This is a genomic window from Synechococcus sp. Cruz CV12-2-Slac-r (assembly GCF_024346075.1).
In the GTDB taxonomy this organism is placed as follows: Bacteria; Cyanobacteriota; Cyanobacteriia; order PCC-6307; family Cyanobiaceae; genus Synechococcus_D.
On sequence record NZ_JAGQEK010000044.1, the window covers coordinates 1 to 12,288 of the forward strand.

A 12,288-nucleotide genomic window follows, 5' to 3' on the forward strand; every position below is an offset into this window, starting at 1 on the left:
TTCAACATAGTGGCTTAGCTGGAAGCGTTATTTTCACTATTTCAGCAGCAATTTTAATGTCTATTGTAGTGCCAATCTACTGCTTTTTTATACTAAGAACTCGCTTTGATGTATTCAATGCAGCAGCTATTGCAGCTACTTACGGATCAATTTCAGCGGTTACATTTATAACGGCTGAAAGCTTCCTTAGGGTATTGAATATTCCCTCCGATGGGTTTATGGTAGCAGCCTTGGCATTAATGGAATCTCCAGCCATAATAGTTGGGCTGCTATTGGTTAAATTAGCCGCTCGAAATAGACGCAGTGATGTTAATTCAAGCTGGGGACCTTTGCTGAGAGAGGCTTTCCTTAATAGCTCGGTTTATTTATTAGTTGGTAGCCTGATAATTGGTTTTCTAGTTGCTTGGTTTAATCCGAGCGGTATAGAAAAGATGGAACCCTTCACGGGCAAACTTTTTTATGGGGTCCTTTGCTTTTTCCTTTTAGATATGGGAATAATCGCGGCTCAACGCCTTGGCGATCTGCGGCGAGCAGGTGCATTCTTAATTGGTTTTGCATTGCTGATGCCTTTGTTGAATGCTGCTTTTGGCCTGGCAATTGCGCTTTTTCTGGATTTAGGGCAAGGCAATAGTTTGCTATTTATGGTGCTCTGTGCGAGCGCCTCGTATATCGCTGTACCCGCCGCCATGCGAATGACGGTGCCTGAGGCAAATCCAAGCCTTTATATATCCAGTTCACTTGGTATTACTTTTCCTTTCAATATAATAGTTGGTATCCCTTTATACATGGCGCTTATCCAGCGTTTTATCCCTGCAGGTTGATTAATGAAACGTCTTGATTTGATCATGAGTGAGCGCGAGCTCGACAAAGTGCTTAACGCTCTCAAGCAAGCCGGCGCCCCTGGCTATTCGGTGATGCGCCATGTAACGGGGCAGGGCCGGGGTGGCGATGTGGTTTCGGAATCGATGGATTTCAGTGGCCTTGGCGCAAATGCCCATGTAATTGTTTTTTGCGATGAAGCCACAATTGAGCAGTTGAAGCCAGCTGTGAATTCGATTTTGAGTTATTACGGCGGCGTTGCATTCGTTGCCGATGCTCAACCTCTTTGAGAAAGAATTGTAAAGATAAAAGATGAACTGATCAGCGTTCCTTATGTGACCCCCTTTAGACGCTGATTGGTTAGGGGTCCCAAACGTCTTGACGGATGCGCCTTTGCCGGAGCAGTGTTAGCGGCGAACTTTCCGCCCCCCCTTAAGGAGCTGGCAATGGCAAGCGAAACAATGGGCATTGCCCTCGGCATGATTGAAACCCGCGGCCTCGTGCCTGCGATTGAGGCAGCAGATGCCATGACCAAAGCCGCAGAAGTGCGTCTGATCGGTCGTGAATTTGTTGGCGGCGGTTACGTAACCGTCTTGGTGCGCGGCGAAACCGGCGCCGTAAACGCTGCAGTGCGCGCTGGCGCAGATGCTTGCGAACGCGTTGGTGACGGCCTTGTTGCCGCTCACATCATCGCCCGCCCCCATCGTGAAGTTGAACCTGCCCTTGGTGGCAGCAGCAACTTCCTGGGTTCCAAGGACTGAGGCCTAGGAGTTCCCCCGTAGGGACACCGAAACCCAATCCCCAACTGAATCCATCTGATTTTTCCCCATGAGCAAGAAGTACGACGCAGGGGTTAAGGAGTACAGGGACACTTACTGGACTCCTGACTACATTCCCCTCGATTCCGACCTACTGGCGTGTTTCAAATGCACCGGCCAGGAGGGCGTTCCAAGGGAAGAGGTAGCTGCTGCTGTAGCTGCTGAATCCTCCACGGGCACCTGGTCCACCGTTTGGTCCGAACTTTTAACAGATCTTGAGTTCTACAAAGGTCGTTGCTATCGCATCGAAGAGGTGCCTGGCGACAAAGAGGCTTTTTATGCCTTCATCGCCTATCCCCTCGATTTGTTTGAAGAAGGCTCGATCACAAACGTTCTCACCTCCTTGGTGGGCAACGTTTTTGGTTTTAAAGCCCTCCGCCATCTGCGCCTAGAGGACATTCGTTTCCCCTTGGCCTTCATCAAAACCTGTGGTGGCCCCCCTAACGGCATCCAGGTAGAGCGCGACCGTATGAACAAATACGGCCGCCCCTTACTGGGTTGCACCATCAAGCCAAAATTGGGCTTGAGCGGTAAAAACTACGGTCGGGTTGTTTATGAATGTCTCCGCGGTGGCCTTGATTTCACCAAGGACGACGAAAACATCAACTCCCAGCCTTTCCAGCGTTGGCAGAACCGTTTCGAGTTCGTTGCAGAAGCTGTGAAATTGGCCGAGCAGGAAACCGGCGAGCGCAAGGGGCACTACCTCAATTGCACCGCCAATACTCCTGAAGAGATGTATGAGCGGGCTGAGTTTGCAAAAGAACTCAACCAACCGATCATCATGCACGACTACATCACCGGTGGCTTTACAGCCAACACCGGTTTGTCGAGGTGGTGCCGCAAGAACGGAATGCTTCTGCACATCCACCGTGCGATGCACGCTGTGATCGATCGCCACCCCAAGCACGGCATTCACTTCCGTGTATTGGCAAAGTGCCTGCGTTTGTCTGGTGGTGACCAGCTTCACACCGGCACCGTGGTGGGCAAGCTCGAGGGCGATCGCCAAACCACCCTTGGCTATATCGATCAACTTCGGGAATCATTTGTTCCTGAAGACCGCACCCGCGGTAACTTCTTTGATCAAGACTGGGGCTCGATGCCTGGTGTGTTTGCCGTTGCTTCTGGCGGTATTCACGTTTGGCACATGCCTGCCCTGGTGGCAATTTTCGGCGATGATTCCGTTCTTCAATTCGGTGGTGGTACCCACGGACACCCCTGGGGTTCCGCTGCTGGTGCTGCTGCTAACCGCGTGGCCCTTGAGGCCTGCGTTAAGGCTCGCAATGCTGGCCGCGAAATTGAAAAGGAAGGCCGCGACATCCTTATGGAAGCCGCGAAGCACAGCCCAGAGCTGGCTATTGCCCTCGAAACTTGGAAAGAAATCAAGTTCGAGTTCGACACCGTTGACAAGCTCGACGTGTAACGCCTGATTTGAATCGGCTTCCCCTAAACCTCATCAACTAAGGATCCCCATGCCCTTTAAGAGCACCGTGGGTGACTATCAAACAGTCGCCACCCTGGAGACATTCGGCTTTTTACCGCCGATGACCCAGGACGAGATCTACGACCAGATCGCCTACATCGTCGCCCAGGGCTGGACCCCTGTGGTGGAACATGTTCATCCCAGCCGTTCAATGTCGATCTATTGGTCGTATTGGAAATTGCCGTTCTTCGGTGAAAAGGATCTGGGCGTGATTGTTAGTGAACTCGAGGGTTGCCACCGTGCCTACCCCGACCACCACGTTCGTTTGGTGGGCTACGACGCCTACACCCAAAGCCAAGGTTCTTGCTTTGTGGTTTTCGAAGCGCGCTGATTAGCGCATCAATTCGGTCCCCACTTCGGTGGGGACCATTACACAAGTTTTTTTTCTAGGGGGCGAATATGGCACAGCAGTCGAGTCGCGATGCAGCACTGGCAAGGCGCATGGCGCTTTCAAGTGGTGGAAAAACCGCAGAGAAGCGTTTTTCTAGCAGCGCTGGCCGAGTGCGTAGTGCTGTAGAGGCGCGACCTAGCCGCACCATCACTCCAGCTGTTGTGGTTTCTGCTGCATCGGCAAAACCAACCCCCAGCTTTCATTTGGCTGCCCCCAGCCACAACATGAGCCGTAATCGCATTTCAAATCCAAGTAGAGATCTCGCTCTTGCCCGCCGTGAGGCCCTAAGCCGTAGGGGGAAGAGAGCTGAAATCAGCGGTGATCGTACAAGGAGTGATCTTGCAAAACAGGCTGAAAAAGCTGTTGTAACTCCGGTGCGCAATGCAGTTGTTGAAGCTGCTCCCGCTTCAATTTTTTCAACACCTACCCGCAGCACAAATACACGCTCTAACGCTCAACAACCCCCCCGTCGCCACAGCCAGCACAATCCAAGTAGAGCCTTGGTGATCGCCCGTCGCGAGGCCCTGGCTAAGGGCGGAAAATCAGCTAACACCAGCCAAGCAAGCGGCACCGCTGCTGTGATGCGTCAGAGCAATCCAGATATCAGCAGCCGCGAGCTGGCTCTCAAAATTCGTGAACTGCGCAGCAAAATCGGCGCCGCAGCAATCACTAGAGCAAAAGGAAATGGCAGCAATAGCTCTAGTCGCCCCAGCGGCCCAAATCGCCATGGTTCTAAGCAAACTGCTGCAGACGACGCCACCTGGAAAGTGGGTGTTAGCGAAACCTTGGCTGGGCAAACCGTTACTGGCACCCAGGCAAACCGCTCAATAAAAACCACCGGCAACGAAGCTGCCACTTGCAGAGCAATTACCGGCACTGAATATCTTGGTGCTGAAGTTTTTCAAACTTTTTGCCAAACAAAACCGGCCTCCCAGCAACCGGCCAAAGTGCGTGTTAGTGCCACCAGCCATGGCAATCGCGTTACTGGCAATGAAGTGGGCCGCAGTGAGAAGGTAACCGGCGATGAGCCAGGCACCTGTAAATCGGTTACAGGCACTGAATACATCTCAGCGAATCAATCCGCTGCTTACTGCGGAGCAACTACTCCAAGTGTGCGCAAGGTGGGTCGTAGCCACACCCTTGGTGGTCAGGCGGTTTCTGGTGTGATGGTGGGCCGCAGCGAGAAGGTAACTGGCGATGAAAGCGGTTCCGGTTTGCAGCTAACCGGAGATCAATATCTCGGCCATGAGCCCCCTGTTGGTGGCCGCGCAGCCACGAAAGTGAGCAGTTTGAGCACTCTGCGCGGAACGGGTATCACCGGAACTCATGTGGGCCGCAGCGACAAAGTAACCGGTGATGAACCGGGCACTTGCCGTTTGGTAACCGGTGATGAATATGTGGGTAGCCAGCAATACGAGCGCTTCTGCGGCTCCAGCCCAACGCCAGAGCCAGCCAAGGTGGGATTTAGCCTCACAAATCGCAGTCAAGTTGTGAGTGGCACTTATACCGGTAGATCTGAAAAAGTTACCGGTGATGAACCTGGTACCTGCAAAATTGTTACTGGTACTCCATACATAGGTATGGAACAGGCTGGCAATTTTTGCTCCCCCAGCGCGGCCGCTGGCATCAAGGCCCGCACTCCGCGTAATTCAGCTAGCCCCCTCACCGGTTTGCAACCAGGTATTGGTGGAGTGATGACAGGCGCAGAGCGCGGTGCCTGTGAAAACGTTACCGGCACTCCCTATGTGGGAGCCGATCAGCTGCAGGGAGCCTGCGGCATAAAAACCGGCGCTGAGCCTGATTTTCCTCAACCGCTAGCGGGTACCAATTGGCAGCGTTTCAGCGTGCAATCCCCTGCCCGTTCTGCCCAGGAACAACGCCAAAAAGGTGGAGCTGTTACCGGAAGCACCTATGAGCAAGGTGGCCGAATCACCGGACCCTTCGATATGGCAAGCGGGAAGGTAACAGGCACTGAACAATTCCGCTTTGATCGCACCCCAGCACCGAGTAGAGCTGTTGTAAGCGCCAAAACTGGTGCAGCAGTTCAGGTTGCTGCTGAGCAGGAGCCCGTTTCCCGGGTTACCGGCGAGGGCTCTGGCCATAAAATTACTGGCGATGATTGGGATCGCGGCAAGCGTGTAACCGGCACTGAGGGCCCTTCTGCACGCCGCAGGAATCCCTCCAGGGTTGGCATTCAAAATTCCATGGCTGCTATGCAACAGAAACGCAATGAAGATGTTGTAGTTCCCACCTGCCGAGTTACAGGTTCTAGTGGCAGTACAGATAAAGGTTCATTGGTCACTGTGTCTGGAGGTGCCCGCGGTTGATGTTGCGCCGAGCTTCCTATATCGATAGGCCCATGGGGCCCACAGCTCCAAGGCGCCGTCCGTTGGTTTACTCAAGCCCTAGGGCAAGCTCACAGCACTGTCTGAGTGATGTTGCCGCCAATGGACGCCTACACAACTACGACTATCGAGTAAAGGCGTCCTTCGATCGCATTGTGCCGGTGTTGCAGCAGCTCTCTGGTTTGCAACATGAGAGAAGCTTCATCGCGGATGCGCAGCGGCTTGCTAAGGAGCAACTTGGTTTTGAGTTGCCATTGCCGATCCTGGAGATGGCATGGGTAACTCAGCTTGATATGCGCCGTTTGTTTGCGTGGTGTGTATTTGAAATCTACGAACAAACCAGCAAGTCTTTTTTTGAAACAGACCCTCTCGATGGAGCAAGCGCAGCAGATTTTGAACGGCTACTAATTGATTGCGGCTTTCATCTGCTCGATATAACCCCCTGCGCTGATGGCCGCTTAGCCCATGCCATTGCATTTGGTTTGCGTATCCCCTTTAGCTGTGTGCGGCGGCGCCCCCATGCCGGCGCGATGTTCGATGTTGAAAACACAGTTGATCGTTGGGTTAAAACCGAACATCTACGTTTTCGTGAATCAAAACCAAACAGCGCCCACGAACCCACCCGTTACCTAAAGGCGGTGGTGTATCACTTCAGTTCTTTAAATCCAAGCCATGAAGGTTGTGCTGCCCATGCATCTAATGATGCGGCTGCAGCTGCCGCTGGCATGGAACGGCTACAGGCTTTCAGGGTGGCGGTTGAAAACAGCTTTTGTTGTGGCGCCTCAGTTGATCTGTTGCTGCTCGGAATAGACACAGACACAGACGCAATTCGGGTGCATGTGCCGGATCGCGATAGCAAGGCGCCTTTAGATCAATGGCTGGATGCAAAAGATGTATATGAATCCACCTGTTCCCTTTCACCTCAAGGGGCAAGAGAAAAAATCTTGCAAATGGTAAAAGCTGCGGTTCAAGGGGAACTTGATCAAGGCATGGTGCGTTTTATCGCCCGGTTGTTTGAAAACAACATCTCCCAGATCGATTATGTGAAGGAATTTCACGATGGTGCTTACGCTGATGCCGGTCATGCCGAGCGTTTTATTGGCGTTGGCATTGGTTTTAAGGAGATTCATCTACGCAACCTCACCTATTTCGCCCATGTAGATACTGTTGAAGAGAGCACTGCAGATCTTGATGTGGGAGTAAAAATATTTACGGGTTTAAATGTTGCTCGCGGTCTTCCTATTCCGGTGGTGGTTCGTTTTGATTATCGCGGCAAAGTGCCTGGCGCAAGGCAAAGGGCTATTTCCCATGGAGAAAGGGTTATTGCAGCTATAAAACAAAGATATTCAGATTTATATCAACAAGGCTTGCTTCATTTGTTGTTGTCTGTTCGAGATCGCGATCGTTTTGTGGCTGCAGAAACCGTTAGTTCCAGCATTACTTTCCCTACCCCCGGAGGTCATTAAAATGCTTATTTGTAAGGTTGTGAAGCCTTTGGTTTCCACTAATCGCATTCCTGATTTTGAACACAAACACCTTCAAGTAGTACTTGATGGCAGTACCCAAAAAGTTGCTGTTGATGCAGTTGGATGCATCCCGGGCGATTGGGTGATCTGCGTAGGTAGCTCCGCTGCAAGAGAAGCAGCTGGTAGTAAGTCTTACCCCAGCGATTTAACAATTGTTGGCATCATCGATCATTGGGAACCTGAGCCACCTAAACCAGCAGCTCCAGCGGTGGTTAATTGATGGAAATTATGCAAGTTATCGGCTCCCTTGTTTGTACCCATCGGGTGGCTGGTTTAGGCCACATGAACCTGCGGGTGTTGCGCAGTAATAAAGGAAAACTAAGCGTTGCTGTTGATCCGGTTGGTGCCTCCGCTGGGAATTGGGTTTTTACAGCTAGCGGTTCAGCGGCCCGTTTTGCATGCCCGGATCCAAATATATTTACAGATCTAACTATCGGAGGAATTATTGATTTCTGGGCCCCCGACGGCTGACCCAGAAAACACCCTTCTTAGCTAATCAACAAGAAGCTCAAACCTCAGTAAATTCCCATTCCCCATGGCAACTCCAACACCACGCCAGCCGGCTAGCCGTCGCAATAGCCCAGATGCAAATTCCACTCCAGCCGAAGTTACTAAGGCTTTGCCTACGGCAGCTCAATCCGTGCCATCCTCTAAAACAACATCACCTCCAACGCCGCCTCCAGTAGAGCCGCCCAAGACCAGCACCAGCAGCCCCAAAAAACCTTCCACCCGTAGTCTTTCAACAGCCATGACAAATCCAATTCAAGGTATCGCCCTCGGCATGATTGAAACTCGCGGTCTAGTGCCAGCGATCGAGGCAGCTGACGCCATGACAAAAGCAGCTGAAGTAACCCTGATCGCCCGTGAATTCGTAGGTGGCGGTTATGTAACGGTCATGGTTCGCGGTGAAACGGGCGCTGTTAACGCGGCGGTTAGAGCTGGCGCTGATGCCTGCGAACGCGTTGGTGATGGCTTGGTTGCCGCTCACATCATTGCTCGCCCCCACGCTGAAGTTGAACCTGCCCTTATCGCAAGCGACACCCGCAGGAGCTGATAGCAGATGGGTTCTGTTCATCCGAGGGTTCTAGCGGCCCTAGGTAGGGCCTTAAGCCTTGAATTAACATCCGTTCAGCAATACATAACCCACGCCTGCCTAGCTGATCTTTGGCAGCTGAATGAACCAGCTGCCTTGTTTCGCAGCGAAGCAGGGGCTGAGATGCAGCACAGCGAACGCATTATTCAATGCATGCTTTCCCTAGGAGTGGCTCCTGCTGCATCACAATTGAGGCCTGTTAGTTCAGCTGAAGATTTAGAGGGTTTATTGCTTGCCGATATTCAACTTGAAAATGATCTCATATTTCATTATACTGAATCAATGCGATTTTGTTTATTAATCAGTGATCACTTGCATGCTAATTTTTTCAAGTCTTTACTTGAAGAAGAGCAACAGCACGCTGCTGAATTAGTTAATTGGTTGAAGGTTTTACAGGAATCTTAGGTTTATGCAACCAGATCTTCCCTTATCTATTCAGTATGTGTGGCTGATCCCTCTCTATGGATTTAGTGGCATGCTTTTGTCGCTTCCATGGGCAGCCGGTTGGTTTAAGCGCCAAGGTCCTAGGCCGGCGGCTTACTTGAATTTAATAATGACTCTTCTAGGGGTTATTCATGGCAGCTTGGTGCTGCAACAAATATTGCAGATAGGGGCTCAGCATTTGCAGTTTGGCTGGTTTGGTGTTGGTGATATGAACTTGCAAATCGGATTTGAATTAAGCCTTACTAATTTAGCTGCACTCGAATTTGTTACAGCAATGAGTTTGCTGGGGCAGGTTTTTGCCCTCGGCTACTTAGATAAGGAGTGGTCGCTTGCTCGCTTTTATGCCCTTGTTGGTTTCTTTGAAGGTGCGATGGCGGGTGTGGTTTTAAGTAGTAATTTGTTTTTCAGCTACTTCCTATTGGAGATGCTTACTTTATCAACATATTTGCTTGTTGGTTTTTGGTATGCCCAGCCATTGGTTGTTACAGCTGCGCGGGATGCATTTCTTACAAAGCGTGTTGGAGATGTATTGCTTTTGATGGGAATGGTTGCCCTTTCTGCATGGGCGGGATCTTTGGAATTTAATGATCTTTATGAATGGAGCGCCACCGCCACTGCTAGCGGCGCTTTATCTCCTTTGGCTGGCAGTTTGATCGGCCTAGGCCTAATCGCCGGACCTATGGGTAAATGCGCCCAGTTTCCGATGCATCTTTGGCTAGATGAGGCCATGGAAGGGCCAAATCCTGCCTCAATCCTTCGTAATTCCGCAGTGGTTACCTGCGGCGCCTTAGTTCTGCTGAAGGTAATGCCCCTACTGCGGTTTTCTCCCTTAGCTGTAAATGTTTTATTAGTAGTAGGAACAATTAGTGCTATTGGTGGAGCTTTAGTTGCCATAGCCCAAGTTGATCTTAAGCGTGCTTTTTCCTATGGCACTAGTTCATATCTTGGTTTGGTTTTTATTGCTATTGCTCTTCAGCAACCCGCAGTTGCATTACTGCTTTTATTCGCCCATGGCCTAGCAAAAGCACTGATCTTTATGGGTGTTGGCAGTGTTATTTGCACCACTAATTGTCAGGATCTTACTGAATTGGGAGGTTTAGGTGCCCGCATGCCTGCAACAACGAGCGCCTTTCTTGTGGCAGGTGCTGGCCTAACGGGTTTATTCCCTCTGGGTTGTTTTTGGTGTTTTGGATTGCTTGTGCAGGCCCTTTTGCCCAGCCATCCATTCCTAGCTGCTGTGGTGCTATCAACAAACCTATTAACTGCTTTTAATTTAGTGCGGGTTTATCGCCAGGTTTTCTTAGATACACCCCACCCCAAAACCCGCAGGGCCCCTGAGGTGGGTTGGTTGATGGCTTTACCTATGGTGAGCTTGTCAGTGATGGTTCTTCTTCTCCCACTTGTTTTTCAACGCCTTAATCCTGTGCCTGGATTGGCGGCAATTAATACTTCTAGCGTTGTCTTAGTTGTTGCAAGTGGCGCTCTGGGCGTAGTGGCAGGAAGCTTGGTGCGTCTTGATCGCTTCTGGTCGCGTTCTGTATTAAAACCATTGCGGGCAGTGCAGGATCTTCTTGCTTACGATTTTTATACAGATAAGTTGTATCGAGCAACAATTGTTCGCTTGGTTGCGGGTTTTGCAGATCTAACCAATCGTTTTGATCAGGAGGTTGTAACAGGCCTAGCTAATCGTTTGGGTGGTTTATCTATGCAAGGAGCCGAGGGCTTAAAGCTAGCGGTGAGCGGCCAGATGCAAACCTATGTGCTCACGGCAGTATTAGGGATTGTGCTTCTACTGGCTTCTCTTGTGTGGTCGATGGGCTGAGGAGTAAATGATGCTATCTATCCTGCTATTGATTCCTCTTTTTGGAGCCCTGCTCTTCTTGCTTTTGCCTAGCGAGTTAGCGCCAACACGCATGCGCAGTATTGCAATTGTTGTGTTGGTATTGCAATTGTTATGGAGTATAAGACTACTTTTTGCCTTTGATCTTGAGCTGCCTGGAATGCAGTTGCAGGAATCATTTAGCTGGGTAGAGCGTTTGGGTTTGCGCTACGAATTGGGGATAGATGGGCTTTCATTGCCACTGGTGCTCCTCAATGCCGCACTTACGCTTGTGGCAGCGGTTTGCACAAGAGAATTAAGTGAGAGACCGCGGCTTTATTTTGCTTTAATTTTATTAATCAGCTTCGCTGTTAATGGGGCATTTGTTGCTAATAATCTCTTGTTTTTCTTGATCTTTTATGAGCTTGAATTGATTCCATTGTGGCTTCTGATATTAATTTGGGGCGGCAGCCAAAGAGTGTATGCTGCAACAAAATTTTTATTATTTACTGCTGTATCAGGTGTTTTAATTTTAACTGCTTTCTTAGGCCTCGCCTTTATTAATGGCAGTGTTGATTTTAGTTTGAGCCCGCTTGTAACCGAGCGGATTGGCATGGGCAGCCAATTGATTTTGCTCGGTTGCTTGTTGGTGGGTTTTGGTATCAAGATTCCGCTTGTGCCATTCCATAGTTGGCTACCAGATGCACACACCCAAGCTTCTACGCCAGTTTCGGTTTTGCTAGCTGGAGTGTTGTTGAAACTTGGAACTTATGGTCTGTTGCGTTTTGGTCTAGGTATGTTTCCTGATGCTTGGGCTGTGCTTGCTCCTGCTATGGCGATTTGGGCCGCTATTTCAGTTTTATATGGATCACTTGCCGCAATTGCTCAGCGAGATATGAAACGCATGGTGGCATTTAGCTCAGTTGGTCATATGGGTTATGTGCTTCTCGCGGCTGCAGCTGCAACACCGGTTGCATTGATGGGTGCAGTATTTCAAATGGTGAGCCACGGTTTAATTTCTGCCCTTTTGTTTTTGTTGGTGGGAGTTGTTTATCGCAAAACAGGCACTCGCGACCTTGAAGTATTGCGGGGTTTACTAAATCCAGAACTGGGTTTGCCTTTCACCGGCACATTAATGATCCTTGGAGTTATGGCTAGTGCTGGGCTGCCGGGAATGGCTGGCTTTATCTCTGAATTCCTTGTGTTTAGGGGCAGTATTCAAATTTATCCTTTAGCTACTTTGCTTTGTATGGTGGGATCAGGTTTAACGGCTGTTTATTTTCTCTTACTTGTTAACCGCGCATTTTTTGGCCGTTTAGCAATTACCCCTGAGGAAGATCCAGCCATCCAAAAACGATTAGATGTGCAGCTAGCTCCTGTAGCCCCGCGGGAAACAATTCCTGCACTAGCTCTTGCAATAGCAGTGATTGCCCTTGGCCTATTACCTGCTGGGCTTGGTGGCATTAGTGATGCCGCCACCGGCGCTATGGCCCAATTGTTTTCAGGAGCAAGCTAATGCCAATTATCCCATCTGAACTAGTTAGTTTTTCTGA

General features: G+C 50.3%; 13 protein-coding genes. All 13 read left to right on the top strand.

Translation table 11 applies throughout. From position 1 onward, the window contains the following. Positions 1-821, top strand: an 821-nt coding sequence (locus tag KB557_RS05315; RefSeq protein WP_255132007.1) for a sodium-dependent bicarbonate transport family permease, incomplete at its 5' end; no start/stop codon positions are given. Positions 822-824: 3 nt separating this feature from the next. Then, a complete protein-coding gene (locus KB557_RS05320) occupies positions 825-1,109 on the top strand; it encodes a P-II family nitrogen regulator (protein WP_255132009.1) in 285 nt (94 codons plus the stop codon). Positions 1,110-1,265: 156 nt separating this feature from the next. Continuing rightward, entirely contained in the window at positions 1,266-1,580 is a 315-nt protein-coding gene (locus tag KB557_RS05325) for a BMC domain-containing protein (RefSeq protein WP_106499478.1), read from the top strand. A gap of 67 nt (positions 1,581-1,647) precedes the next feature. After that, positions 1,648-3,057: a form I ribulose bisphosphate carboxylase large subunit gene (locus KB557_RS05330; protein WP_255132011.1), complete on the top strand. Its 1,410-nt coding sequence runs from the start codon at positions 1,648-1,650 to the stop codon at positions 3,055-3,057. A 49-nt stretch (positions 3,058-3,106) separates the two neighbouring features. After that, the gene (locus KB557_RS05335; RefSeq protein ID WP_255132014.1) at positions 3,107-3,448 is read left to right on the top strand and encodes a ribulose bisphosphate carboxylase small subunit; all 342 of its coding nucleotides are present in this window, start codon (positions 3,107-3,109) and stop codon (positions 3,446-3,448) included. Positions 3,449-3,516: 68 nt separating this feature from the next. Beyond that, entirely contained in the window at positions 3,517-5,835 is a 2,319-nt protein-coding gene (locus KB557_RS05340) for a CsoS2 family carboxysome shell protein (RefSeq protein ID WP_255132017.1), read from the top strand. Next, positions 5,835-7,319 carry a carboxysome shell carbonic anhydrase gene (locus KB557_RS05345; RefSeq protein WP_255132031.1) on the top strand — a complete coding sequence of 495 codons (1,485 nt, stop codon included), beginning with the start codon at positions 5,835-5,837 and terminating at the stop codon, positions 7,317-7,319. The genes KB557_RS05340 and KB557_RS05345 overlap by 1 nt, the downstream gene beginning before the upstream one ends. Before the next feature lies 1 nt (position 7,320). After that, a complete protein-coding gene (locus tag KB557_RS05350) occupies positions 7,321-7,599 on the top strand; it encodes a carboxysome peptide A (protein WP_255132019.1) in 279 nt (92 codons plus the stop codon). Continuing rightward, positions 7,599-7,850 (top strand): carboxysome peptide B, encoded by a 252-nt coding sequence (locus KB557_RS05355; RefSeq protein WP_255132022.1) that lies wholly within the window; start codon positions 7,599-7,601, stop codon positions 7,848-7,850. The genes KB557_RS05350 and KB557_RS05355 overlap by 1 nt, the downstream gene beginning before the upstream one ends. Positions 7,851-7,914: 64 nt before the next feature. Continuing rightward, positions 7,915-8,433: a BMC domain-containing protein gene (locus KB557_RS11195; RefSeq protein WP_315856197.1), complete on the top strand. Its 519-nt coding sequence runs from the start codon at positions 7,915-7,917 to the stop codon at positions 8,431-8,433. 6 nt (positions 8,434-8,439) lie between these two features. After that, positions 8,440-8,877, top strand: a complete 438-nt coding sequence (locus KB557_RS05365; RefSeq protein WP_255132024.1) for a ferritin-like domain-containing protein — start codon at positions 8,440-8,442, stop codon at positions 8,875-8,877. Positions 8,878-8,881: 4 nt separating this feature from the next. Next, positions 8,882-10,738, top strand: coding sequence for an NAD(P)H-quinone oxidoreductase subunit F (locus KB557_RS05370; RefSeq protein ID WP_255132026.1), 1,857 nt, complete (start codon positions 8,882-8,884; stop codon positions 10,736-10,738). 7 nt (positions 10,739-10,745) lie between these two features. Then, complete coding sequence (locus KB557_RS05375; protein ID WP_255132029.1) at positions 10,746-12,251, top strand: NADH-quinone oxidoreductase subunit M; 1,506 nt, start codon at positions 10,746-10,748, stop codon at positions 12,249-12,251. Positions 12,252-12,288: the final 37 nt, after the last annotated feature.